The sequence below is a fragment of the Escherichia sp. MOD1-EC6819 genome (assembly GCF_002965765.1).
Classification (GTDB): Bacteria; Pseudomonadota; Gammaproteobacteria; order Enterobacterales; family Enterobacteriaceae; genus Escherichia; species Escherichia ruysiae.
On record NZ_PTRG01000009.1, the window covers coordinates 1 to 24548 of the forward strand.

28 protein-coding genes are annotated in these 24548 nt (G+C 53.5%); 2 read left to right on the top strand and 26 right to left on the bottom strand.

Annotated elements, in window-relative coordinates:
• From A7Z06_RS13760 to A7Z06_RS13860, 21 genes are all read right to left on the bottom strand, one after another.
• On the bottom strand, positions 1–1084 hold a 1084-nt coding region (locus A7Z06_RS13760), incomplete at its 3' end, for a prophage tail fiber N-terminal domain-containing protein (RefSeq protein ID WP_198599654.1).
• 58 nt (positions 1085–1142) lie between these two features.
• Positions 1143–4625, bottom strand: coding sequence for a phage attachment tail tip protein J (gene gpJ / locus A7Z06_RS13765; protein WP_105279463.1), 3483 nt, complete (start codon positions 4623–4625; stop codon positions 1143–1145).
• 60 nt (positions 4626–4685) lie between these two features.
• Positions 4686–5258, bottom strand: coding sequence for a tail assembly protein (locus A7Z06_RS13770; protein WP_000847703.1), 573 nt, complete (start codon positions 5256–5258; stop codon positions 4686–4688).
• Positions 5255–5998: a C40 family peptidase gene (locus A7Z06_RS13775; protein WP_105276269.1), complete on the bottom strand. Its 744-nt coding sequence runs from the start codon at positions 5996–5998 to the stop codon at positions 5255–5257. Before A7Z06_RS13775 ends, A7Z06_RS13770 begins: the two co-directional genes overlap by 4 nt.
• A 5-nt stretch (positions 5999–6003) precedes the next feature.
• Positions 6004–6702, bottom strand: a complete 699-nt coding sequence (locus tag A7Z06_RS13780; protein WP_001152574.1) for a phage minor tail protein L — start codon at positions 6700–6702, stop codon at positions 6004–6006.
• Positions 6702–7031 (bottom strand): phage tail protein, encoded by a 330-nt coding sequence (locus tag A7Z06_RS13785; protein ID WP_000847332.1) that lies wholly within the window; start codon positions 7029–7031, stop codon positions 6702–6704. The genes A7Z06_RS13780 and A7Z06_RS13785 overlap by 1 nt, the downstream gene beginning before the upstream one ends.
• Complete coding sequence (locus tag A7Z06_RS13790) at positions 7028–9589, bottom strand: phage tail tape measure protein (protein ID WP_000840308.1); 2562 nt, start codon at positions 9587–9589, stop codon at positions 7028–7030. The genes A7Z06_RS13785 and A7Z06_RS13790 overlap by 4 nt, the downstream gene beginning before the upstream one ends.
• The gene (locus A7Z06_RS13795; protein ID WP_000459470.1) at positions 9582–10016 is read right to left on the bottom strand and encodes a phage tail assembly protein T; all 435 of its coding nucleotides are present in this window, start codon (positions 10014–10016) and stop codon (positions 9582–9584) included. Before A7Z06_RS13795 ends, A7Z06_RS13790 begins: the two co-directional genes overlap by 8 nt.
• Complete coding sequence (gpG, locus tag A7Z06_RS13800; protein ID WP_000479163.1) at positions 9998–10420, bottom strand: phage tail assembly chaperone G; 423 nt, start codon at positions 10418–10420, stop codon at positions 9998–10000. The genes A7Z06_RS13795 and gpG overlap by 19 nt, the downstream gene beginning before the upstream one ends.
• A 15-nt stretch (positions 10421–10435) precedes the next feature.
• A complete protein-coding gene (locus A7Z06_RS13805) occupies positions 10436–11176 on the bottom strand; it encodes a phage tail protein (RefSeq protein ID WP_024165097.1) in 741 nt (246 codons plus the stop codon).
• Between the two features lie 7 nt (positions 11177–11183).
• The gene (locus A7Z06_RS13810) at positions 11184–11579 is read right to left on the bottom strand and encodes a phage minor tail U family protein (RefSeq protein WP_000683145.1); all 396 of its coding nucleotides are present in this window, start codon (positions 11577–11579) and stop codon (positions 11184–11186) included.
• Positions 11576–12154 carry a phage tail protein gene (locus A7Z06_RS13815; RefSeq protein ID WP_000975075.1) on the bottom strand — a complete coding sequence of 193 codons (579 nt, stop codon included), beginning with the start codon at positions 12152–12154 and terminating at the stop codon, positions 11576–11578. The genes A7Z06_RS13810 and A7Z06_RS13815 overlap by 4 nt, the downstream gene beginning before the upstream one ends.
• An 11-nt stretch (positions 12155–12165) precedes the next feature.
• A complete protein-coding gene (locus tag A7Z06_RS13820) occupies positions 12166–12519 on the bottom strand; it encodes a head-tail joining protein (RefSeq protein ID WP_000753007.1) in 354 nt (117 codons plus the stop codon).
• A gap of 11 nt (positions 12520–12530) precedes the next feature.
• The gene (locus A7Z06_RS13825; protein ID WP_000158882.1) at positions 12531–12926 is read right to left on the bottom strand and encodes a DNA-packaging protein FI; all 396 of its coding nucleotides are present in this window, start codon (positions 12924–12926) and stop codon (positions 12531–12533) included.
• 41 nt (positions 12927–12967) lie between these two features.
• Complete coding sequence (locus A7Z06_RS13830) at positions 12968–13993, bottom strand: major capsid protein (RefSeq protein ID WP_000118191.1); 1026 nt, start codon at positions 13991–13993, stop codon at positions 12968–12970.
• A gap of 55 nt (positions 13994–14048) precedes the next feature.
• On the bottom strand, positions 14049–14381 hold the full coding sequence (locus A7Z06_RS13835) for a head decoration protein (protein WP_000146971.1): 333 nt from the start codon (positions 14379–14381) through the stop codon (positions 14049–14051).
• Positions 14382–14390: 9 nt separating this feature from the next.
• Positions 14391–15722 carry a S49 family peptidase gene (locus tag A7Z06_RS13840; protein WP_001516225.1) on the bottom strand — a complete coding sequence of 444 codons (1332 nt, stop codon included), beginning with the start codon at positions 15720–15722 and terminating at the stop codon, positions 14391–14393.
• Positions 15703–17304, bottom strand: coding sequence for a phage portal protein (locus A7Z06_RS13845; protein ID WP_001552789.1), 1602 nt, complete (start codon positions 17302–17304; stop codon positions 15703–15705). Before A7Z06_RS13845 ends, A7Z06_RS13840 begins: the two co-directional genes overlap by 20 nt.
• Positions 17301–17507, bottom strand: a complete 207-nt coding sequence (locus A7Z06_RS13850) for a phage head-tail joining protein (protein ID WP_000193669.1) — start codon at positions 17505–17507, stop codon at positions 17301–17303. The genes A7Z06_RS13845 and A7Z06_RS13850 overlap by 4 nt, the downstream gene beginning before the upstream one ends.
• Complete coding sequence (locus A7Z06_RS13855; RefSeq protein WP_105279464.1) at positions 17504–19429, bottom strand: phage terminase large subunit family protein; 1926 nt, start codon at positions 19427–19429, stop codon at positions 17504–17506. Before A7Z06_RS13855 ends, A7Z06_RS13850 begins: the two co-directional genes overlap by 4 nt.
• The gene (locus A7Z06_RS13860; protein ID WP_000453587.1) at positions 19404–19949 is read right to left on the bottom strand and encodes a DNA-packaging protein; all 546 of its coding nucleotides are present in this window, start codon (positions 19947–19949) and stop codon (positions 19404–19406) included. The genes A7Z06_RS13855 and A7Z06_RS13860 overlap by 26 nt, the downstream gene beginning before the upstream one ends.
• A gap of 388 nt (positions 19950–20337) precedes the next feature.
• Here A7Z06_RS13860 and A7Z06_RS13870 point away from each other — a divergent pair, with 388 nt between their 5' ends.
• Positions 20338–20571: a YlcI/YnfO family protein gene (locus A7Z06_RS13870; protein WP_001309326.1), complete on the top strand. Its 234-nt coding sequence runs from the start codon at positions 20338–20340 to the stop codon at positions 20569–20571.
• Positions 20572–20628: 57 nt separating this feature from the next.
• Entirely contained in the window at positions 20629–21039 is a 411-nt protein-coding gene (locus tag A7Z06_RS13875; RefSeq protein ID WP_010345251.1) for a DUF1398 domain-containing protein, read from the top strand.
• A gap of 514 nt (positions 21040–21553) precedes the next feature.
• Here the strand turns inward: A7Z06_RS13875 and A7Z06_RS13885 are convergent.
• The 5 genes from A7Z06_RS13885 to A7Z06_RS13905 form a co-directional block, all read right to left on the bottom strand.
• Positions 21554–22042, bottom strand: a complete 489-nt coding sequence (locus tag A7Z06_RS13885; protein ID WP_016245257.1) for a GIY-YIG nuclease family protein — start codon at positions 22040–22042, stop codon at positions 21554–21556.
• 205 nt (positions 22043–22247) lie between these two features.
• Positions 22248–22706, bottom strand: coding sequence for a lysis protein (locus A7Z06_RS13890; protein ID WP_001082731.1), 459 nt, complete (start codon positions 22704–22706; stop codon positions 22248–22250).
• On the bottom strand, positions 22703–23200 hold the full coding sequence (gene rrrD, locus A7Z06_RS13895; RefSeq protein ID WP_001135277.1) for a lysozyme RrrD: 498 nt from the start codon (positions 23198–23200) through the stop codon (positions 22703–22705). The genes A7Z06_RS13890 and rrrD overlap by 4 nt, the downstream gene beginning before the upstream one ends.
• On the bottom strand, positions 23200–23415 hold the full coding sequence (essD, locus tag A7Z06_RS13900) for a phage lysis protein EssD (RefSeq protein WP_000839582.1): 216 nt from the start codon (positions 23413–23415) through the stop codon (positions 23200–23202). Before essD ends, rrrD begins: the two co-directional genes overlap by 1 nt.
• A 188-nt stretch (positions 23416–23603) precedes the next feature.
• Positions 23604–24335 carry a helix-turn-helix domain-containing protein gene (locus tag A7Z06_RS13905; protein ID WP_123058181.1) on the bottom strand — a complete coding sequence of 244 codons (732 nt, stop codon included), beginning with the start codon at positions 24333–24335 and terminating at the stop codon, positions 23604–23606.
• Positions 24336–24548: the final 213 nt, after the last annotated feature.

Consider the following 24548-nt stretch of genomic DNA (forward strand, 5'->3'; position numbering starts at 1 on the left):
GTTTATCAGTGCCAAATGTTTTATTCAGTGCGGAATGAACAGTCCATGAGTCTGGTTTATTTGAGTTCCTCAGATAATTTGTCCTCTGTCCTTCAATCAATAAGCCATCGCGCTCAAATCGCGGTTCATCAACTTCAGCAAGCTTGAGTTGGCCGGACTTATTAATATACGTTGCTGTTGAAGCACGTTTAAACTTAACAATCTTGTCGCCTGGCATTGTTATTTCATCGTCACCAATAACAATCTTTTTATATGATGGCGAAAACCCCGTAATCATATCCAGTGTATCGTTAAACGGTATCCATACATCAGGCAGCGGCGGCACTATATTCGCATAGGGCTCTGCAGTCACTTCCGCTGCGGCTTCTGCGCGGTCTGCCGCCTTTTCTGCTCGTGTCGCTGCCGACAGAGCCTCATCCTTTTTCTGCCCGGCCTTTGTTGCGTCTGCTGCGGCCTCCCGCGCTTTTGTGGTGGCGATTCCGGCATTTTCAGCGGCTGACTCTGCATTACGGCGGGAAGCCTCTTCACTGTCTGCGGAGGCTTCCTCTGACGCACGGGCATTTGTCTCTGAATGTTCTGCCGCTGTTGCTGCATTTTGTGCGGCTGTTTTTGAAGAAGCTGCCGCTTTCGCGCTGTTACCTGCATTCGTCTCTGATGTTTTCGCCGCGTTCCTGGACGATGCCGCTGCTGTTTCTGATTTCTTTGCTGCCGCTGCGCTCTGAGAGGCGGCTTCAGCGTTGCGTGCCGCCTCTTCCACCATCTTTTCAAAACGATACAGTGCCTCCGGACGAACATCATCTTCTGTTGCAGCGCCCAGAAAATCATTCAATGTCCCCGGCTTAGAATCCTCATACACGGTGATGGTCCCGGCATGTGAAGGCGGAAAACCTTCAACCAGCAGGGCGACGCTGTACTGGCCATACTCAACATCCATGCTGTAACGTCCGGCTTCATCCGGATTTTCTGAGGCCACCGTGTTCACCACAACTGTGGTGCTGTTACGTTTTGCTTTGAGCTGAATGGTGCAGTTCTGTATCGGTTTTCCTGCACCGTCTTTCAGCACACCTGAAATCTGTACTGCCATATTCACTCCACAAATAAAAAAGGCACCATTTCTGGTGCCCGAATTTGGGTTTTAAAATTCAACTGATACTGATGCCGGCTGTTGATTTCTTCATCACGACAACAAGAAGGTCGCTGATACTGGTCGTTGGCGTCCAGTTATTTGCACCATATGAAGAAACATTGAAAGTCAGGGTGACATGGCCGTGTCCGGCAGGCATATCAATGACTGATGAAAATACCCTGCTGACATCCGTCGCGGGTTGCTGAAAGATTTCCTGTCCGTTCTTCAGCACCTGCAGCTTACAGGTTGAATACCAGTATGACTGTTGGTTGTTGCTGTTGAAGTTTTCATGCTTACCACCGCGAAACAGAACGGGGGGGATTACTATCTGACGGTCAAAAGCCTGGTCATCGTACACCGTGACCGTTATTGTACCGCTGGCATAACTGCTATTTCTCGGAAAGGCTTTTCCCACCGTTTTAACAATATCGCCTTCAATCTGGTTGGCTGACAGTTTTCCCAGAATCCGGCAGTTCTGATTAATCGTGACATTGTTGAGCGTCCCGGAGTTCGCGTTCACGTTACCGCTGATATCCGCATTTTTCGCCGTCAGCCGCCCGTCCGGTGTCAGGGAAAATGCCGGAGGATTACCGCCGCTGGTAATGGTGGGAGCCGTCAGATATTTCAGGAACACTTCATTCATAAATATCTGATCGCCCTGACCAACAAACATCGGCTTTGTATTGCCATTCGCAGGATTAATCATCGCAATCCTGTCCGCCGCCAGCAGCACCTGACTCTGCATACCGTCAGGGGTATTCTCAATACCGGCACCAATACCCGCGATATAAAGGCGTCCGTCCTGCATCTGCTGCAGCTTCACAGCCCACATGCTGTTCAGGTTATTATTTGTATCAACCTGAACCTTCTGTATCTGCTGGATCGCTGCACTCTGGTCTTCCAGTTTCTTATTGACGGTCTGCGTGATTTCATTGCTGACATCCGTAATGGACGTCCTGATTTCAGCCAGGTCAGGCGCAAGCTGACCGTTATCAATCTGCGTCCACAACTCCTGAGCCAGATGGGTTTTCCCTATCTCTCCTTTGAAAAAATCCAGATAGCCGGATGCATCATCACTCGGCTGGCCAACAGCCTCCACAAATGCCGATTTGCCAACGGTGTTCACACTGCGAATGTAAAAATAATAATCATGGCCCGGTTTGATATTGATACTAGCGGCTATCCAGTACAGCGCCGTACCAAGATAACGCGCGCTGGCTTCAACCTGCCTGATATCCGCAATCCGCTTTTCCGAGAACCAGAACTCAAACTGTACCGTCGGATCATAAACGGCAAGATGCGGCGTTGCGGTTATCTGAAAATAGCCCGGCGTCAGCTCAATCCGCGATGGCGCTGCCGGTGCGGCAATCCGGAACGATACCGACGCCGGATCCCCCTGCTGCCCCCACGCATTTACCGCCCGGACTGTCAGCCTGTAGTTCCCCAGCGCCAGTTGCCTGAAGCGGTATGTGGTTTCCGTCGTCCTGGCCGTGCTGACCAGCCGCTCACTGCCGTCATCCGCTGCCACGGTCAGGCGAAGCATAAAGCTCCCCCCCTTCACCACCTTCGGCGTGTCCCAGCGCGCCAGCACCTGGTATTCCCCGCTGTCTGCGGTGACTTCTGCAGTCAGGTGCTGCACCGCGGGCGGCGTGACACCGTTCACCGTTCCGCTCTGGTCGCCGTCAAAGTACGCCCCGTTATCCACGATGGCTTCTTTCTCCGGTACATGCTGCACGGCAGTGATGGCATACGTGCCGTCATCGTTCTCACGGATACTCACACAGCGGAACAGGCGCTGGCGCAGCATCGGCAGCTTCAGCCCCCACACGCTGTATCCGGCAACGCCGTCAGGAACACGGCTCACTTTCACCTTCACACCGTCGGTGACGGACTGGACCTCCACGCTGACCGGATTCCCCTGCCCGTCAACCAGGCTTATCAGCGTGGTGCCGGAGGATGGCAGCGTGATTTCACGGTCGAGCGTCAGCGTCCGGGTCTGGCTGTTCACCGCCAGCACACGCCCACCGATGCTGATACCGGCATAGTCATCATCGCAGATTTCAATGACATCCCCCGGTACATGGCGAAGCCCTTCAGCACCCACGCTGAAGTCCACGGTCTGCGTTTCCAGCAGCTCCGTTTTAATCAGCCACAGCCCGGCGCGGTGTGCCTGCCCCCGACTGGTACAGCCAAAGGCATCCATCTTCGTGACGTTACGGCCGTAACGGGCAACGGCCTGCGTATCCTCCACGAGCTCTGTCGCCGTCTCCCAGCCGTTGTTCGGGTCAATCCAGTTCACCTCAACGGCATTATGGCGGTCCTTCAGGGCGCTGAAGCTGTAGCGGAACGGCGCGCCATCATCCGGCATCACCACATTACTGCGGTTATAGGTCCACACCTTATCTGATGGTCGGTCCTGCACGAACGTCAGCGTCTGCCCGTTCCATACCGGCATACAGCGCATCGCCGAGCAGAAATCACTGAGCACATCCCACGCCTTGCGCTGTGTGGTCAGGTACGCATTACAGGTGATGCGCGGCTCCGTGCCGCCAAAGCCGTCCGGCACTGACTGGTCGCAGTACTGGCCGATGACATACAGCGCCCATTTATCCACATCCGCCGCACCAAGACGTTTCCCCATGCCGTAGCGCGGATGGGTCAGCATATCCCACAGACACCAGGCCATGTTGTTGCTGTATGCCGGTTTAAACGTTCCGTCCCAGATACCGCTGTATTGCCGCGTCTGCGGGTTATAATTCGACGGCACCTGCAGAATACGCCCGCGCAGATGATAATTACGGCTCACCTGCTGACTGCCGAACTGCTCCGAGTCCACCTGCACGCCGACCAGTGCCGTGTTCGGGTAGCACTGTTTCACATCGATAATTTCGGTGTATGACGACCAGAGCGTTTTGTTCTGCAGCTGGTCTGTGGTGCTGTCCGGCGTCATCCTGCGCATCCGGATACTGAACGGGCGCGGCGGCAGGTTATCCACCACCACCGAGGCCAGATACTGTGAAGTGGTTTTACCCTTAATGGTGATGTCTTTTTCCGTCACCCAGCCACCGTTACGTTGTATCTGAACCAGCAGGCGGACTTCCGATGGATTCCTGTCCCCCTTTGAGGTGGTTTCCACCAGTGCCTGCACGCCGAAAGTAAAACGCAGACGGTCAATGTTTGCCGACGTGATGGTCCGGGTGATCGGCGTGTCATATTTCACTTCTGTACCGAGCACCGTCTCGGAGCCGGAGGATTCAAATCCCTCCGGCGGTGTCTGCTCCTGCTCACCGGCCCGGAACACCACCGTGACGCCGGATATATTGGTATTCCCCTCACTGTCCAGCACCGGCGTACTGTTCAGCAGCACGCTTTTTAATCCATCCACCGGACCTTCAACCGGCCCTTCGCTGATGGCATCGATCACACTCAGCAGCTGCGTGGACTTCAGGTTGTCCTTCGCTTCGCGCGGGATATGCCCCTTACTGCTGCCTTTACCCATTCGTCATGCTCCATAAACGATAAAACCGCCCGGAGGCGGTTTCACATAAAACATTTTGCATCAGCGACCAATCACCACAATCTGACCACCATCCCCTTCGTCTGCCGTGCTGATCTCCTGAGAAACCACGCGTGACCCCACGCTCATTTCACCGTACAGAACCGGCAGAACATTGCCCAGGGCAACCATGTTATCCAGTGAGGAGAAATAGGTGTTCTGTTTGCCGTTATCCGTTGTCTGTGTACGGGGAGTTCTGGCTTTCGGTGCCAGCATCTGCGCCACACCACCGAGCACCATACTGGCACCGAGAGAAAACAAGATGCCGGTCATACCACCGGCCCCAATGGCTGCCCCCCATGCTGCAAGGGTGGCTCCGGCGGTAAAGAATGATCCGGCAATGGCGGCAGCCCCCAGGACAATCTGGAATACGCCACCTGACTTGGCCCCTGCGACTCTGGGAACAATATGAATCACAGCGCCATCAGGCAGAGTCTCATGTAACTGCGCCGTTAACCCGGACGTGCTGACGTCCCGCCCGGCAATCCGTACCTGATACCAGCCGTCGCTCAGTTTCTGACGAAACACCGGGAGCTGTGTGGCCAGTGCGCGGATGGCTTCAGCCCCCGTTTTCACACGAAGGTCGATGCGGCGGCCAAATCGTTGTAAATCCCCGTAAAGGCAGATGCGTGCCATGCCCGGTGACGCCAGAGGGAGTGTGTGCGTCGCTGCCATTTGTCGGTATACCTCTCTCGTTTGCTCAGTTGTTCAGGAATATGGTGCAACAGCTCGCCGTCGCCGCAGTAAATGGCGGCATGATTCGGCACCGATGAACCAAAACAGCACAGCAGCACATCGCCCGGCTGCGCCGCTGACAACGGCACCTGATACAGCCCTGTGGCCTCCAGATTATCCAGATAGAGATTCTGACCGTGACGCCACCAGTCATCCTCGCGGTGAAAATCCGGCATCTCAATCCCCGCCAGATGGTAAGCGTCCCGGAACAGCGTGTAACAGTCCGTCACCCCGTGCTCAAAGCGCCGCCCGATGAGATACGGCACACAGCGGAATTTATGAATCTCCCCGCGGCAGACCAGCCACCACGGTAAATCACTCTGCACCTGCAGCCGCCGGTCGGCTTCACTCAGCCAGGGCAGACCACCGGGATGGCTGTGGACCAGCGCCACAATCTCACCCTGCATCTCTGCCTGCAGCCAGTCCTCCGGCGACATCCGGAAATACTCCTCCGGCTCACCGGAGATATTCACGCAGGGAAAATATCTTTCCCCCTCCGGCGTTCTCACCACGAAGCCGCACGACTCCGCTGGCGCACATCGTCGGGCGTGCGCCAGAATCGCTGATTCTGTCTCTGTCATGGGATTTACTGCGAAAGTTTGTTAATGGAAAGGAAGCCGCCAAAGTTGCCGACGTTATTGCGAAACTTACAGCCACTCAGGCATTTGCTGCATTTATCCTTCGTGATATCGGACGTCGGCTGGTCATATTCATCCGCGACAGCCGGACCGTGATAACCGCACTCATCACCGCGATAGGTCCAGGTGCAGGTATTAGCCAGCATGATGCGCCCCGGAAAAACAGCACCATCCGTTTCAGTCGGCGTGGACAGTACAAAAGAGGCACTCACCGCGCTCAGTTCGCTGCACTGTTCGATGCGCCAGCGGCTGATCACCTCCTGCTCCGGATCGGCGTCGCTGTTTCCGTTAACGAAGTTCACCGCATCCAGAAAACGGGCGTAAACCTTACGCCGGACCACCGTTCCGCCGACCAGACTCTGCAGGTCTTCCGCCATACCGGTGACCATGCCGTGCAGGTTAGAGACCGTCAGCGTGGGGCGCGTACTGGTGCCTTTGCCATTCAGTTCAAAACCGCTCCCCTGAATGGGATACGGCTGATACTGTCGCCCCTGCCAGGTGACCGGCTCACCTTTTTCGTTCTGCTCATTACAGAAAAAATAACGTTCTCCACCGACCTCTGTCAGATCGATTTCCCAGAGCACCACGCTGGCCGACTGCTCCGCACGGGTGCATTCATTCAGTGTTTCCTGCCGGATATCCTGCATCAGTTCACCACCTGTTCAAACTCTGCGCTGAACTCAACACGCAGCATACTGACCCGCGACGACCATTTTGCGCAGGTCACCTTTATCTGCCGCCACTCATAAGGCGGCGTCCACAGAAAGGATTTCCAGCCCCCGTGCTCAGCCAGAAACGACTCAAGCGCCGTGGCCTCCCAACGGGGAACAGAAAGCGTCACGCTGTACGTTTTCAGGTCGGCATTCAGCCCGGCAGGCGCTCGCTGAGAATAGCCATCACCAAAGCGCACCTTTCTTACGGAAGGGGCCGAAGCCACATCCATACCGGGTTTCACTTTCCAGCGGAAGGTTTTCATCGTCCACCTCCGGAGAACAGACCACCATCGCGCATCTGCCCGGTCACAACATCCATTGCCGCCTTACGGGCTACGTCATAAACCGCCTTCAGCGCCTGTGGCCCTATCTGACCGTTCGTGCCGTCGTTGTTAATCACCACATGGTTATTCTGCTCAAACTTCCCGGACGCCTGCGAGCGGCTGTCCGCCATGCTGCCCGGTGTACCGACATAACCGCCGGTGGCATAGCCGCGCATCAGCCGGTAGAGATTCCCCACGCCAATCCGGCTGGTTGCCTCCTTAGTGAAGACAAATTCACCACGGTGAACAATCCCCGCTGGCTCATATTTGCCGCCGGTTCCCGTAAATCCTCCGGTCGCAAAATGGAATTTCGCCGCAGCTGCCTGAATGGCTGTACCGCCTGACGCTGATGCGCCGCCACCAACAGCCCCGCCAATGGCGCTGCCGATACTCCCGACAATCCCCACCATTGCCTGCTTAAGCAGAATTTCTGTCATCATGGACAGCACGGAGCGGGTGAAGCTGCGCCAGTTCTGTTCACTGCCGGTCAGCATCGCCGCCATATTCTGCGCAATACCATCAAAGGTCTGCGTGGCTGCACTTTTAACCTGCGACATACTGTCCGTGGCGCTCTCTTCCCACTCACTCCAGCCGGACTTGAGGCCTGCCATCCAGCTCCCGCGAAGCTGGTCTTCAGCCGCCCAGGTCTTTTTCTGCTCTGACATGACGTTATTCAGCGCCAGCGAATTATCGCCATACTGTTCCTTCAGGCGCTGTTCTGTGGCTTCCCGCGCTGCCTGCCGGTCAGTAAGCCCCCGGTTTTTCGCCTCAATGGCTGCCCGTTTTGCCCGTTGTTGCTGTGCGAACTTATCCGCCTGCTGCGCCAGCGCATTCAGGTGCTCCTGATACGTGACCTTATCGCCAAGTACAGCCAGCTGGCGTTTGTACTCCAGCGTCTCATCTTTATGCGCCAGCAGGGATTTCTCCTGTGCGGATAGCTGGCGACGTTGTGCCGCCTCCTCCAGTACCGCGAACTGATTTTCCGCCTTCCACAAATCCCGGCGCTGCTGGCTGATTTTCTCATTCGCTCCGGCATGCTTCTCCAGCGTCCGGAGTTCTGCCTGAAGCGTCAGCAGGGCAGCATGAGCACTGTCTTCCTGACGATCGCCCGCAGACACCTTCACGCCGGACTGTTTCGGCTTTTTCAGCGTCGCTTCATAATCCTTTTTCGCCGCCGCCATCAGCGTGTTGTAATCTGCCTGCAGGATTTTCCCGTCTTTCAGTGCCTTGTTCAGTTCTTCCTGACGGGCGGTATATTTCTCCAGCGGTGTCTGCAGCCGTTCGTAAGCCTTCTGCGCCTCTTCGGTATATTTCAGCCGTGACGCTTCGGTATCGCTCTGCTGCTGCGCATTTTTGTCCTGTTGACTCTGCTGTTCAGCCTTCTTTCGGGCGGCTTTAAGCGCAAGACGGGCCTTTTCACGGTCATCCCAGTAACGCGCCCGCGCTTCATCGTTAACAAAATAATCATCCTTGCGCAGATTCCAGATGTCGTCCGCTTTCTTAAACGCAGCCTCTGCCTTAATCAGCATCTCCTGAGCGGTATCAGGACGACCAATATCCAGCACCGCATCCCACATGGATTTGAATGCCCGTGCTGTCCTGTCTGCCCAGGTTTCCAGCGTGCCCATGTTCTCTTTCAGGCGTCGGGTCTGGTCATCAAACCCTTTCGTTGCGGCCTCGTTCGCCGCCTGCAATGCCCCGGCTTCATCGCCGGAACGCTGCAACTGAGCAACATACGCAATCTGCTCCGCCGTCACGTTATGGAACTGGCGCGCCATCGCCGTCAGCCCCGACGTCGGGTCAGTGGTCAGCTTCCCGAAGGCTTCAGCGACCTTGTCCACCTCCACGCCGGATGCAGAAGAGAAACGCGCCACACTCTGGCTGATGGACGCAATCTGAGCCTCACCGCTTACCCCCGCCTTAACCAGTGCGCTGAGTGACTCGCTGGTCTGGTTAAACGTCAGCCCTGCCGCCTGCCCGGCTCTGGACAGGACCAGCATACGATCTGCCGTCAGCCCCGACTGATTGCCGGAAAGGACCAGCGTTTTGTTGAAATCGGACAGGGTTGAGTTGCCCTGATACCAGGCATACGCCAGCGCACCGGTCGCCACCGCCAGCGAGGTGGCCCCGACCATCGGCAGGGTGATCGCACCGGCAAGCCCCCGGAACATGGGGATCATCCCGCCGAAGGAGTCCTTCACCTGACCCCCCTGTTGCAGCAGGATCAGCCACGGACTTTGCCCGCCTGCAAGCTGCGTGGCCACGTCGGTGAACTGTGCAGGCAGCATACGCATGGCGGCTTTATACTGCCCGACGGAAATCCCCGCTTTCTGTGCAGCCAGCGCCTGCCGGTTCATCGACTGTTCAACGACTGCCGCTGTTTTTTTCGCATCACTTTCCGTACCGGAAAAATGACGCCTGACTCTGGCCATCTGCTCGTCAAATCTGGCCGCATCCAGACTTAAATCAACGACCAGATCGCCTACCGGTTCAGCCATACCGGACTCCTCCTGCGATCCCTTCTGATACTGTCATCAGCATTACGTCATCCTCCGTCATGTCCGCTACATCCGGGGAAGCGGGGATAACTTCTTTCCCGTCCGGGCCAAAACGAACGCCTCCGGCAAGCCCTACCGCTTTCTGCATCAGCACATCATCTTCAGGCTCTTCGTCAGCCTCACGCCGGTTAAGCAGACTGAAATCCAGCGGATGCATATCCGGATCGCTGAAAAACAGGCTGAGCACGGTATATGTCAGCCCGGAAAAGTGCATATCCAGCAGAACATCATGAAAATAATGGGTACTGTAAAAGCGGTGCCAGTCGGCATACTCCGTGGATGACATCCCGGCAAGCATGGCACGCCAGTCGGGTCGCCCCATCTCACGCGCCAGTTTCAGGGCAAAACTCAGCTCACCGTCGAACACTTTCCCGCAGAAACAGGCTCTGCAGGCCCGGCGTCATCTGCCTGTTCAGGAGCATCATTCACCACAAACTCATACATACCGGACAGCCGGTACACCACGTTTTCAGCATGAGAAATTGCCTCCGTGGGCCAGGTGGTAAGCACTTCCTGCTCAATCTGTTTAACGGCTTCATTCATGGAAGGCAGCTTTGTCTTCTGCGGATGGTTATGCCACAGGGACATCGCCACCACAAAAGCGCCGGTTCTGATGGCGTCTTCCACAGTAAACTTCCGGTTGCTGTCTGACTCCGCCTGTTCTGCCTGTCGTTTCATCAGGGCGAGATGCTCAATACGCTGCAGGGCTGACAGTTCAGAAAGCGTGACGGTCACACCGTTATGTTCAAATGATTCGGTTTTCAGGAACATCGCTGACTCTCCGGATTAACTGGCGGTGACGTTGATTTCTGCAACCGCAGCAAGTTCACCATTACCGGATACGACCAGAATGTTGACCTTGCCTGCAGCAACACCTTTCACGGTGATGGTCATACCACTGACCGACACGGTGGCTTTTGTTTTATCCGCAGACACCGCACGGAAGCTCTTGTCGGTTGCGCCTTCCGGCTGGAATGCCACGGTCAGCGTGGTGCTCTGCCCTTTCACCACCGAGGTGCTGGCAGGCGTCACGGTCATGCCGGTTGCCGCTGTTACCGTGCTGCGATCTTCTGCCATCGACGGACGTCCCACATTGGTGACTTTCACCGTGCGGGTGATCACTTCCTTCGCCGTCACCGCCTTACCGATACTGCTGACCCAGCCACGGAACACATCGACCGTGCCGTTCGGGAAGCGGATTTTATAGGCACGGGTATCGCCTTCATTAAACCACGCCAGCAGCGCCTGCTGCCCCTGCTCTCCGGGCATCCACGCCAGCGTGAAGCTGGTATCTCCGGCAGATTTCTGCCCCTGTCCGGTCGCAGTCCAGTCTGCATCTTCATCATCGAGATAGCTGTCGTCATAGGACTCAGCGGTCAGTTCGCCGGGCGTCAGGTCTTTAACTTTAGCCAGACGCGACCAGTCAACGTCTGAAAGCGGGTTTGCATAAGGGTCGCCGCTCCCGTTATAAACCCACAGGGTGGTTCCGGCACCTTTCACCGGTATTGCTGGATTTGGTACAGGCATATCGTCCTCACATTTCATAGGTAATGACATAAGTCAGATCGGCTGAACTCCACAGGCCCGCATCATCGTCGCGCCGGTAGTCATAGCCACTGGCCACCATACTGGTGATCAAATCTGACAGTGCCGGGATATCGCTCATCACCGGATAAATCCGGGACTCCATCCACGAATCCAGCTCTGAATCCGGCACCTGAGCAGGCAGGAAAACTTCAATATGCAGCTCCGCCTGCCAGGTATCGCTGTCCAGCTCTTCGCCCGTGTATTCAGCGCCGGTGAGATAAACGGCAATTGCCGGAAAATCTTCCTCATCAAAAACAGCGGGGCGACCATCAAAAAGCGTCGCCCCGGTGTCATGCTTCTCCAGTGCATCCAGTACGGCTGCACGGAGTTCAGTATGTTTCATCGCTTTATTACCATTCTCAGTTGATGCTGCAGCGCATAGCCCAGCTCTTTCGGAAGACGTTCACGCCGTATCCGTTCAATATTCTGTTTAAACGCCGTGGTCAGCGGCACCGCCATCGGGATTTTCACCACATCAATGGGGTAACGGTTTTTCCCGGCCACACGCTGCATAACATGCCACCGGCCATTTTTCAGTTGCTGAATAAACGCGCCGGGAATACGACGGTTACCCACCACAAGCACGCTGCCGCCACCTTTCAGGGATGAACGCTGCCCCTTTTTACGACGCCTGCGGCGGGACAGGACAACCCGCGCATTACCCAGCCTGATTACGGGCAAATCCCCCCGGTTAACTTTGATTCTGGCCTGCGGATTTTTGACCGTGGCCCTTTTCAGCCTGGCCCTTTCCTTTACCAGTTTCCGGCGTACCTTTGTCTCACGGGCAACCTGTGACGCAGACTGCGATATCGCGGATGAAGCAACGCGGTTAATGGCCATTGCGGCGGCACCAGGCACCGCCGTTTTGCTGATACGGCTGAGGTTTTCAACGGCCTGCTCAAGACCTTTTATGGCCATACATCCCCCTTTCAGCGGCGACGGTTAACGGCAGGCGGTACGCCCCGTCCAAGCCAGAGATGACAACTTCCGCCATCATCCGGCGAAACCCGATCTACCCAGAAATTTTCCTCACCGATGGTCAGCGTGTCTCCACGCCGCAGCTGCCGCACCTCATCAGTCCGGACAAACAGGGACGGGCTGGAGCCTTCAACGCGCACGCCCTGTCCGGCATAGCTGATATTTTCAGGGTCATCAAAAACACCACGTATTACTGCGCCGGACTGCTCACCGGATGTCATGGTGGCTGACGTTCCCATGTACCCGCGTATCGTTTCATCGGCGCGGGCAATGGCAGCATCGAACAGGTTATCGAAATCAGCCACAGCGCCTCCCGTTATTGCATTCTGGCCAGGCCGCGCTCTGTCATTTCGGCTGCCACACCGGCAGAGACACGAAACGCCGTTCCCGGCAGCACAAATGCCACAGCCTCATCCCGCGTGGCGTGAAGTGCATCAGTATGCAGCGTCACCAGTGCCACAACCGTGACCAGATCAGCCGTATCAGTCACGGTATCCGGCTGCGCTGATACAACCTCATTTTCATGTCCGGTCAGCACATTTTCCGGGCTGAGAGGGGTATCCTGACCGGCAGTGTCGCCCGTGTCATCAAGCTCTTCTTCCAGCTCTGCCACACGGAGCGCCAGTTCTTCTTTCGTCCCCGTCAGGCTGATATCACGGTTCAGTTGTTCACCCAGCGAGCGGAGACGGGCAATCAGTTCATCTTTCGTCATGGACTCCTCCACAGAGAGAAAATGGCCCCGAAGGGCCATGATTACGCCAGTTGTACGGACACGAACTCATCAGGGTCAGCCAGCAGCATCAGCGGTGCTGACTGAATCATGGTGAACTCACGCGCCGGGTCGCCGGTGGTCACCCAGTTTTTCGGGTAACGGGCAGAGGCGTTAATGCCTTCGCGCTGTGCGTCCGCATCCTGAATGCAACCATAGGTGCGCAGACCGCGTGCCTGAGTGTTCCCCAGCACCATCGTGTTGTCCGGCAGGAAGTTCTTTTTGACGCCGTTTTCCACGTACTGTCCGGAATACACGACGATGGCCACATCGCCATACATTCCCTTATAAGACACCGCTTTGCCCAGGTCTTTTACCGCTGTCTCCAGCTCGGAATGAGAGCCGCGACGGGTATCCAGCTTCTCCTTGACGGCCTTGAAGGAACGGAACAGCGCCCAGCCTTTCGGATCAAACACGATGATATTCACCACACCGCTGGCGTTCAGCGCGTAGGCTTCGATATCGTCGGTCGGGTCATACGTGGACTTGTCACGCTTGCTCCACTCCGTGCCGCCGGACTGCGTGATGTTATTCGCCGCACTGCGGCCCATATCCACCTCAACCGGATCGAAGGCTTCACCGGTCATGGTGTATTTGCCCTTAAGCACGGCAGAAACTGCCTGCATCTCTTCGACCTGGGCAATCGCCAGATTTTCATCCAGCATATTCTGCCGAATAATACGGCGACGACGGTAAGCCGGGTCAGCCAGGTTCTGCGGATCTTCATCCGGCAGGCGACGCAGGGTCATCTGCGGATTCACCTCATGCTTCGGCTTGACATAACCCGGCGTAAATTCAGAGGTGGAGCCGCCACGGGATCGGATAACCTCACCGGAAACAATCGGCGAAACGTACAGCGCCATGTTTACCAGTCCCGGAATTTGTGAGAGATAGACTTTTTCCGTGGTGAAAGGATAGGTTTCACGGAAAAAGAGACGCAGAAACAGCGGATCGAACTTAAAGTGATGCTGGGTCGATGCCAGTAATTCTGCAGTTGTATATACAGACATAAATTATTTCCATAAAAAAAGCCGCACAGGCGGCCTTTGTTGATGAAGGGGAAGATTAAACGATGCTGATTGCCGTTCCGGCAAACGCGGTCCGTTTTTTAGTCTCGTCGCTGGCAGCCTCCGGCCAGAGCACATCCTCATAACGGAACGAGCCGGACTTGTAGAACGTCAGTGTGGTGCTGGTCTGGTCAGCAGCAACCGCCAGAATGCCAACGGCTGCACCGTCGGTGGTGCCATCCCACACAACCAGCTTACGGGTAGTGCCATCCAGCATCAGCGGGGTCATTGCAGGCGTTTTCGCACTCAATCCGCCAGGCGCAATTGCTGTATGAGCCGGATCACTGTTACCCAGCGGCTGGTAATGGTTAAACTCTTCTTTTGACGCCATAACTGCCTCTTATACCGGTAAAGCTTCAGGTGTATTAAGTAATTCTTTATTGGTATCAGATGCCAGGTTACCTGCAGCCAGCGGTGCCGGTGCACCCTGCATCAGACGATCCAGCGCAGTGTCACTGCGCGCCTGTGCACTCTGTGGTGCTGCGGCCAGAATGCGGCGGGCCGTTTCCACGGTCATTCCGGGGGTTTCTGCCAGAACGCGCGCCTGTTCTTCGCGTCCGTGAGCCTCCTCACAGTTGAGGATCCCCATAATGCGGCTGTTTTCTGCCGCAACCGCTGCGGTGATCTGCGCGTTCACGTCCGGCTGCGCCGCGCTGGCGTTTTCGCCCTCCGTAGCTGGCACCACGTCAGTAACGTCAGCCTGCGAAGCGGTGGCTGAAACAGTTGTTGATTGAGTCTCTTTGGTCATTCGCCCTCCTGAGAGACGGGATTTACGTGCATCCAGTGCATCACGCATAACGGTGATCGCATCGGTGCTGTTGACAAGTTCATCAGCCAGTCCGGCATCAATGGCCTCCTGACCGCTGTACACTGCAGCCTCTGTATCCAGCACAGCCTGCACAGACAGGCCGGTATATGCCGACACCTTCTGCGCAAACATCCGGCGGGTTGCATCCATCCGGGACTGCAGTGTCTCCCGGACGTCATCCGGAAGATGGCTGTAGGGGTTGCCATCCACCTTATGGCTGCCGCTGTAAATCAGCGTGATTTCCACACCCTGTTTCTCCAGCGCAGCACCGTAATTACTGTGAGCCATCATGACGCCGATGGAGCCTGTCCGGGCGGTCTGCGTGACCAGACGCCGGGAGGCGGCACTGGCAAGCAGCTGACCTGCACTGCAGTTCATATCGTTGGCCAGCGCCCATACCGGTTTTATGTCACGCACACGGGCAATGATGTCAGCGCAGTCAAATGCTCCCGCCACCATTCCGCCTGGCGTGTCCATATCGAGCAGAATGCCGTCCACCATCGGGTCGCTGGCAGCCTGTTGCAGACGGGCGATAATGCCGTTGTAACCGGTCATCCCCGAATACGGCTGCAGCGCCCGCGTCCGGCTGACCAGCGTGCCGGACACCGGCAGCACGGCGATGCCGTTCATGACCTGATAACTGCGGGCCTGTCGTGGTCCGTCATCATCACCGGATAATGCCAGCGTCGCGAGTGCCTCCTGGGCAGTCAGGCTGTCGCCGGACACCGCATCCGTCAGGCGGCTGATCCCAAGCTGGCCTGCAAGCGCACAAAAGAAAACCCGCGCATAAGCGGGTTCAAGCATCAGCGGCTCATTAAAGGCCATACTGGCAATATGCGGGAGATTACGCAGCTCTGCTGTCACTCTTCTCCTCCTCTGTTGATTGTCGCAGCCCGGATTCAAATGCTGCAGCCGCCCAGGCGGGCGGTTTAAGACCAGCCGCGCGGCGCTCCATCGTTTCACGGACCTGCTGGGCAAAAATTTCCTGATAGTCGTCACCGCGTTTCGCGCACTCTTTCTCGTAGGTGCTCAGTCCGGCTTCTATCAGCATCACCGCTTCCTGAACTTCTTTCAGACCATCGATGGCCATACGACCGGAGCCTATCCAGTCACAGTTCCCCCAGGCACTTCGGGCTTCCTGAAAACTGAAGCGCGCTTTTGAAGGTAACGTCACCACGCGGCGAACGATGGCCTCTTCCAGCCAGCACAGAAACATCTGGCTCGCCTGACGGGATGCGACGAATTTTCGCCGTCCCATAAAGTGCGCCCACGACTCGTTCGCGCTGGCCCGTGCCGTGGAGTAGCTCATCTGGGCGTAATTCCGGGAAAGCTGCTCATATGAGACACCCAGGCCGGCAGCGATATACCGCAGCAGTGACTGCTCAAACACGGAGTAGCCGTTATCCGTGTCCTGAGCCGTCTGCAGGTTCAGTGAGTCACCCGGCATCAGGTGCGGCACTTTTGCGCCTCCCAGCCGGACCGGTGCTGCGGCGTAATACGCGGCAATTTCACCAATCCAGCCGGTCAGCCTTTCCCGCTGCTCCTGACTGTTCGCGCCCAGAATAAAATCCATCGCTGACTGCGTATCCAGCTCACTTTCAATGGTGGCGGCATACATCGCCTTCACAATGGCGCTCTGCAGCTGCGTGTTCTGCAGCGTGTCGAGCATCTTCATCTGCTCCATCACGCTGTAAAACACATTTGCACCGCGAGTCTGCCCGTCCTCCACGGGTTCAAAAACGTGAATGAACGAGGCGCGCCCGCCGGGTAACTCACGGGGTATCCATGTCCATTTCTGCGGCATCCAGCCAGGATAGCCGTCCTCGCTGACGTAATATCCCAGCGCCGCACCGCTGTCATTAATCTGCACACCGGCACGGCAGTTCCGGCTGTCGCCGGTATTGTTCGGGTTGCTGATGCGCTTCGGGCTGACCATCCGGAACTGTGTCCGGAAAAGCCGCGACGGACTGGTATCCCAGGTGGCCTGAACGAACAGTTCACCGTTAAAGGCGTGCATGGCCACACCTTCCCGAATCATCATGGTAAACGTGCGTTTTCGCTCAACGTCAATGCAGCAGCAGTCATCCTCGGCAAACTCTTTCCATGCCGCTTCAACCTCGCGGGAAAAGGCACGGGCTTCTTCCTCCCCGATGCCCAGATAGCGCCAGCTTGGGCGATGACTGAGCCGGAAAAAAGACCCGACGATATGATCCTGATGCAGCTGGATGGCGTTGGCGGCATAGCCGTTATTGCGTACCAGATCGTCTGCGCGGGCATTGCCACGGGTAAAGTTGGGCAGCAGGGCTGCATCCACACTTTCACTCGGTGGGTTCCACGCCCGCAACTGCCCACCAAATCCGCTGCCACCGCCGTGATAACCGGCATATTCACGCAGCGATGTCATGCCGTCCGGCCCCAGAAGGGTGGGAATGGTGGGCGTTTTCATACATAAAATCCTGCAGGTCCCCTGCGTCGCTGTGTCATGCCGGTCTGCACTTCCAGCTCCGCAATGTATTTTTTCAGGTCAGACACGGAAGTGGCCGTAAACTCCACTCGCCGTCCGTCTTTCTGTACTGTTGCCACCCGTTTACCTGTCATCAGGTCATGCAGTGCCGCACGGGCAGCGGCAAGTTCTTCCTGTTGCGTCATTCATCCTCTCCGGATAAGGCACGGGCGTAATCTGCCAGTGTTTTCTTGTTGGTTGCAGCACCATCCTCTTCCTGCAGGCTCGCCAGCAGTGCGCTGAGATCCAGCTGCCAGCGGGAAATACTGATGCGCAGCGCCGCCAGCGCATAAACGAAGCAGTCGAGTGCCTCATTGCGTCGCTTTTTGCTGTCCCACAGTATTTTTTTCCTGCCATCCACCCATTTTTCGACCTGCTCTTCAGCAGTCAGCTGCTGCGCTTCGGTCAGATCAAAAATATCCGGGTTATTCGGGAAGTGAACGGCACCGGGAAGCGGTTCATCCCCTTCCGGCGTCAGTGTGAAGCGGTTATAAATCTGCTCTTTCGCGGTATCCGTACCGATTTCGGTAAGGTAAACCCCGTTTTTGTTTCGCTTACGTGGCATGCTGGCCACCGGCTTACCGTAGACGGATGCCCCTTTAATGGAGATCACCCGGAACAGCCCATGCTTTTTCGAGCGTTCATACACAATGGTCGGGTCAATGCCCCCAATATCCCAGCAGATACGGGATATCGACATTTCTGCACCATTCCGGCGTGTATAGGTTTTATTGATGGCCTCATCCACACGCAGCAGCGTCTGTTCATCGTCGTGGCGGCCCATAATAATCTGCCGGTCAATCAGCCAGCTTTCCTCACCCGGCCCCCATCCCCATACGCGCATTTCGTAGCGATCCAGCTGGGAATCGATACCGGCAGTCAGGTAAGCCACACGGTCAGGAACGGGCGCTGAATAATGCTCTTTCCGCTCTGCCATCACTTCAGCATCCGGACGTTCGCCGATTTTCGCTTCCCACGTCTCACCGAGCGTGGTGTTCACGAAGGTTTTACGTTTTCCCGTATCCCCTTTCGTTTTCATCCAGTCTTTGACAATCTGCACCCAGGTGGTGAACGGGCTGTACGCCGTCCAGATGTGAAAGGTCACACTGTCCGGCGGCTCAATCTCTTCACCGGATGACGAAAACCAGAGAATGCCATCACGGGTCCAGATCCCGGTCTTTTCGCAGATATAACGGGCATCAGTAAAGTCCAGCTCCTGCTGGCGGATGACGCAGGCATTATGCTCGCAGAGATAAAACACGCTGGAGGGATCATCCGGCGTCCATTTGAGGCCAAACGGCGTCTCTTTATCGCCAAATTTAAGGTACTGCTCCTCCCCGCAGTGCGGGCAGGCAACATGAAAACGCATAAAATGCGGGGATTCACTGGCTGCACGCTCAATCTGGCAGGTGCCTCTCACTTTGGGCGTGGAGCCACGGATGGACTTTGGCCAGACCGAGCCTTCAATACGCTTGTCACCCAGGAACGTCGGAGAGCCTTCCTGTTCAATATCATCATCAAAAGCAGCAAGTTCATCATAACCCGCCACATCCACCGACTTTTCACGGTAGTTTTTTGCCGCTTTACCGCCCAGGCACCAGAAGCCACGCCCATTGGTGAAACGCTTCATGGTGAGCGTGTTATCCCGGTGCTTTTTGCCATACCACGGGGCCAGCGCCAGCAGCGACGGAATATCGCGGATGGTCGGCTCAACGTGGGTTTTCATAAAGTTCTCGGCATCACCATCCGTCGGCAACCAGATAAGGGTGTTGCGCTGCTTATGCTCTATGAAGTAGGCATAAACACCCAGCAGCATTTTGGAATAACCAACACGGGCAGACTTCACCACATTCACCTCACGGATGTAGTCGCTGCCCATCGCATTCATGATGGCCCGCTGAAAGGGCAGTGTTTCCCAGCGCCCTTCCTGGTATGCGGATTCTTTCGGGAGATAGTAATTGGCATCCGCCCATTCAACGGCGGTCTGTGGCTCCGGCCGGAACAGTGAGCGAAGCCCGGCGCGGACAAAATGCCGCAGCCTGTTAACCTGACTGTTCGATATATTCACTCAGCAACCCCGGTATCAGTTCATCCAGCGCGGCTGCTTTGTTCATGGCTTTGATGATATCCCGTTTCAGGAAATCAACATGTCGGTTTTCCAGTTCCGGAAAACGCCGCTGCACCGACAGGGGGATCCCGTCGAGAATACTGGCAATTTCACCTGCGATCCGCGACAGCACGAAAGTACAGAATGCGGTTTCCACCACTTCAGCGGAGTCTCTGGCATTTTTCAGCTCCTGTGCGTCGGCCTGCGCACGCGTAAGTCGATGGCGTTCGTACTCAATAGTCCCTGGCTGCAGATCTGTCTCGCTGGCCTGCCGCAGTTCTTCAACCTCCCGGCGCAGCTTTTCGTTCTCAATTTCAGCATCCCTTTCGGCATACCATTTTATGACGGCGGCAGAGTCATAAAGCACCTCATTACCCTTCCCGCCACCTCGCAGAACGGGCATTCCCTGCTCCTGCCAGTTCTGAATGGTACGGATGCTCGCACCGAAAATGTCAGCCAGCTGCTTTTTGTTGACTTCCATTGTTCATTCCACGGACAAAAACAGAGAAAGGAAACGACAGAGGCCCAAAAGTTCGTTTTCAGCACCTGTCGTTTCCTTTCTTTTCAGGGGGTATTTTAAATAAAAACATTAAGTTACGACGAAGAAGAACGGAAACGCCTTAAACCGGAAAATTTTCATAAATAGCGAAAACCCGCGAGGTCGCCGCCCCGTAACCTGTCGGATCGCCGGAAAGGACCCGCAAAATGATAATAATTATCATCTACATGTCACAACGTGCATCTACGCCATCAAACCACGTCAAATAATCAATTATGACGCAGGTATCGTATTAATTGATCTGCATCAACTTAACGTAAAAACAACTTCAGACAATACAAATCAGCGACACTGAATACAGGGCAACCTCATGTCAACGAAGAACAGAACCCGCAGAACAACAACCCGCAACATCCGCTTTCCTAACCAAATGATTGAACAAATTAACATCGCTCTTGATCAAAAAGGGTCCGGGAATTTCTCAGCCTGGGTCATTGAAGCCTGCCGCCGGAGACTGTGCTCAGAAAAAAGAGTTTCTCCTGAAGCAAACAAAGAAAAGAGTGACATTACTGAATTGCTCAGAAAACAGGTCAGACCAGATTGAAGCAATTTAGATAATCGTGCAGACTACGCCCCCTCATATCACATGGAAGGTTTATCTATGGATCAGGTAGTCATTTTTAAACAAATATTTGATAAAGTTCGAAACGATTTAAACTATCAATGGTTTTATTCTGAGCTAAAACGTCACAATGTCTCACATTACATTTACTATTTAGCCACAGAGAATGTTCATATTGTATTAAAAAATGATAATACAGTGTTATTAAAGGGCCTAAAAAACATTGTGTCTGTCAAATTTTCAAAGGATAGGCATCTTATAGAAACGACCTCTAATAAGCTGAAATCCAGAGAGATCACATTTCAGGAATACAGAAGAAACCTTGCTAAAGCAGGAGTTTTTCGGTGGGTTACAAATATCCACGAAAACAAAAGGTATTACTATACCTTTGATAATTCATTACTATTTACTGAGAACATTCAGAACACTACACAAATATTTCCGCACTAAATCATAACGTCCGGTTTCTTCCGCGCCAGAACCGGACTCGCTGGCATGATGAAATATGTGTACCCGGTAACCCCGGTGTGCATCGTTTTTGATTATTCCCGCACACTCGCGCAGAAGGAGTTCCCCGTCAGGCTACAGTCATAATTAATGCAAGAGTACAGCGACGATACAGCGCATGATGTGTCAGGCTTGAATACCTTTATCCGTTAAAAGGGATATCAGTTAAGTTATCCCGTGTAGGGTATAAGCCATTGTCGAGACCACTCATTGAATGGCCTCTGCAATAACCGATGTCTTTCCATCAGTCCGCCACCACAAAGAATCTTTTTTGCCATAAGGCAGGAGGTTCATCTTTCAGTGGCTGCCGGTGTTATTTCTCCACTTACTGGCTTGGGTTGTTTCGTGGTACTGCCGTTAACTGGTGGCCCAGAATAAATTCCGGTTTCATTATCAAGCCCACCCGTAAATGGGCTTTGTAATGAAGAGTTGTTATGAAAATTGCTCTAAACAAGCATTAATAGCCATCAGAAGTAATCGCTACAGATTTCAATCCCTCAATGTCATCCTTGGACAGGGCGAACCATTCACCGTGCTTTCTCTTTGCGGCAAATTTGCGATGAAGCATGTTTTCAGTTTCTCTTCCACCAGGGATCAGGCACTCAAGCTTCAAGCAGTCTGGTCCAGAGTTGCCAAGCGATTTGATGCGTTGTGGAATGTTGGATGAATACCCAATTTTGGTTAGCCCAGTTTTCTTCGATGACAAAACGTATACCTGAGGAGGTTCTTTTCTCTGGTCTTCCATTACACGTCTCATTGTTGCCATAAGTCCGCCGTGCATCAGCATTTCAACAAAGAACGCTGACCGAACACCTGACGACTTAAGCATGCCAGAAAATTCACTTGCCAATTCCATTAACTCTGCGATGTTTTCAGGAACTTTTTGGCAGTTATCTTCCTTGTATAAGGAAATCATTCTTTGAAGCTTTTCTTCTAATTGGTTCATAGCGTCTTTACCTTTTAGAAAGTGAGCCTGTCTCACAGAAAAGCCGCCCCGAGATGGTCGCCACCATATACGGCAGTTCTCAGGCTCAACTTTCTGAAAGGCTCGGGTGATGTAATATGCGCGTGAGATGCGCTGTGAAATTCAGATGTAAAAAAAGCCCCGCATCGCGAGGCTCATTAAATGGACTTTGTGATTTGCAAAAAAATTATTTCAGGCATTGCGTCCTGATGTATTCCTGCAGGTAGTTAACCTGCGCGGTTATCTTGTCGATTCCACTTCGGAGACGGTAATAATTGAGTTCAGCATCTGCTGTAAGTCCTGGGCTTTCTCCATCGCCCATGCCGCTGGCTCCGGTCGTTGACTTTGCACAGGTGGCGGCGACTTGCAGGCGCTTACGCCCAGCAGAAACATCAGCACGGAGACTTTCGATAGTCGCGTTAGCATCAGCAAGCTCCTTTGTGTATCTTGCGTCGAGTTCTGCTACATCACGTTGACGCTTCCGCATGTCAGCGATGGTGGCGTTCGCCTTCTCCAGTTCACTGGCCTTGTTATCGCGCTGCTCTTTGTAGGCGATTGCGTTATCACGGTAATGATTAACAGCCAATGACAGGCAGACGATGATGCAGATAACCAGAGCGGAGATAATCGCGGTTACTCTGTTCATTGCTGACCCCACAAACAGATTTCACGCTCAATCTCACGACGAGTCATGAGACCTTTCCATTGCTTACCGCCAGCATATGTCCAGCGACGTAGCTGATCACATGCGCCTTTGATATCGCCCTGGTTTATTTTGCGAAGAAGCGTCGATGTTCTGAAATTGCCAGCGCCCACGTTGTAAACGAACGAGTAAAGAGCGCCGCGCATTGTTTCCGGTATATCAACTTTTATGTACGGGTTAATTTGTCTGGCGACCGTGGCAAGGTCTTTATTCAGGAGGGCTTTGCATTCTGCTTTGGTATACGTTTTACCGAGCATGATGTCTTTTCCTGTATGCCCGTGACATACAGTCCATACACCAACAATATCTTTGTATGGTATGTAGCTGACACCTTCCAGACCATCGTTACCACTTGGGCCAGTGATTAACACTGATGCTATAGCAATTGCTCCGCCACCAATAGCAGCAGCAACGGCTTTTCGTAATGATGGAGGCATTATTCACCTCTCGCAGCCTTGCGCTTATCTTCTTTAATCTTGAAATAAAGGTTTGTCAGGTACGTCAGCAGGCCAAATACCAGGCTACCCAGCACACCTATTGCTGCCCACTGTGAGGGCGTGACTTTATCGAGCAGCTGTAAAAACCAGTAGCCAGCACTGCCTGCGGAGGTGCCGTAGGCAATGCCCGTTGTTAACTTATCCATGGATTTCATAGCCTCACCTCCGCAAATAACGGATGGTGTACACGGTTCGGAACGAAGAGGAAAGGTATAGAAGTTACATTAGCGTAAGGCTTGAACATCTATTCAAAAAGAAAAACGCCAGCGATTATTCTGGCGTAGCTGAAAGCATCATACAATTATCAAATACGAAAATTACAAAATCATTAAAACGCATCACGTTACATCATGTCTTTTTCTAAAAAAAATCTTGATGAATATTGATGGGGAGGAACACCAAAATATCTTCTGAAAACACTTACAAAATATGACGTGTTTTCATAACCGCATATCTCAGCAACTTTTCCAACAGAATATAAATTGTAGCTTAATAACCTTTCCGCCATCACCATTCGCTCTTCAAGAATTAATTTACTAAATGATAAGCCTTCGTGCTTTAATTTTCTTTTTAACAGACTTTCACTCAGATACAGTCTTGAAGATATATCACAAAGTCTCCATGTTGCAGATATATCCGTGTGAATAATAGCCTTAACTTTACTTCCTAAACTATTAAGACATCCAAATAAAAAACTTTGCACTATTTTCTCTGAAGATAAGATAGCAAGACATGCAAGTGATATTTGATTTCTAACAAAATCCGCAGTTCTGCCATCACAATTCAAGCATGCAATCAAGTTCTTTAACAATGAAAAATCTTCACATTCCACCATCAAGTATGCCGGATAAAACCTTCTTACAGAAAAAGGTGAGAGTGTGTTGCTTTTAAAGAAATCATTAACTGTTTTCTCTTCAACATCTACGATCATTACATGATCTATATTTGATGAAAAAAAATCTTTTAAATTGTAATCAATGAGAACAGCACTTCCTTTTTTAAACAAAATATCTTCTTTACCAATTCGGACATCAAACGAGTTCAACACCAAAATGATAGAACATATGTATGGCATATTATCCACCTGATATCATTGGGGTTACACCAGGTAAGTATAGGTGGAAAATCAATATTCGCCAGTTCAACAATAAGGAAAATCTCATTGCATCACAAGTATAAAATTATGTATTTAACTCACAAAGACAAATTATTAAACCAATCTGTTATATTATATATAGCTGCGTGGAATCATAATATCATATATTTTGACTGGCATGTTTACCAAATT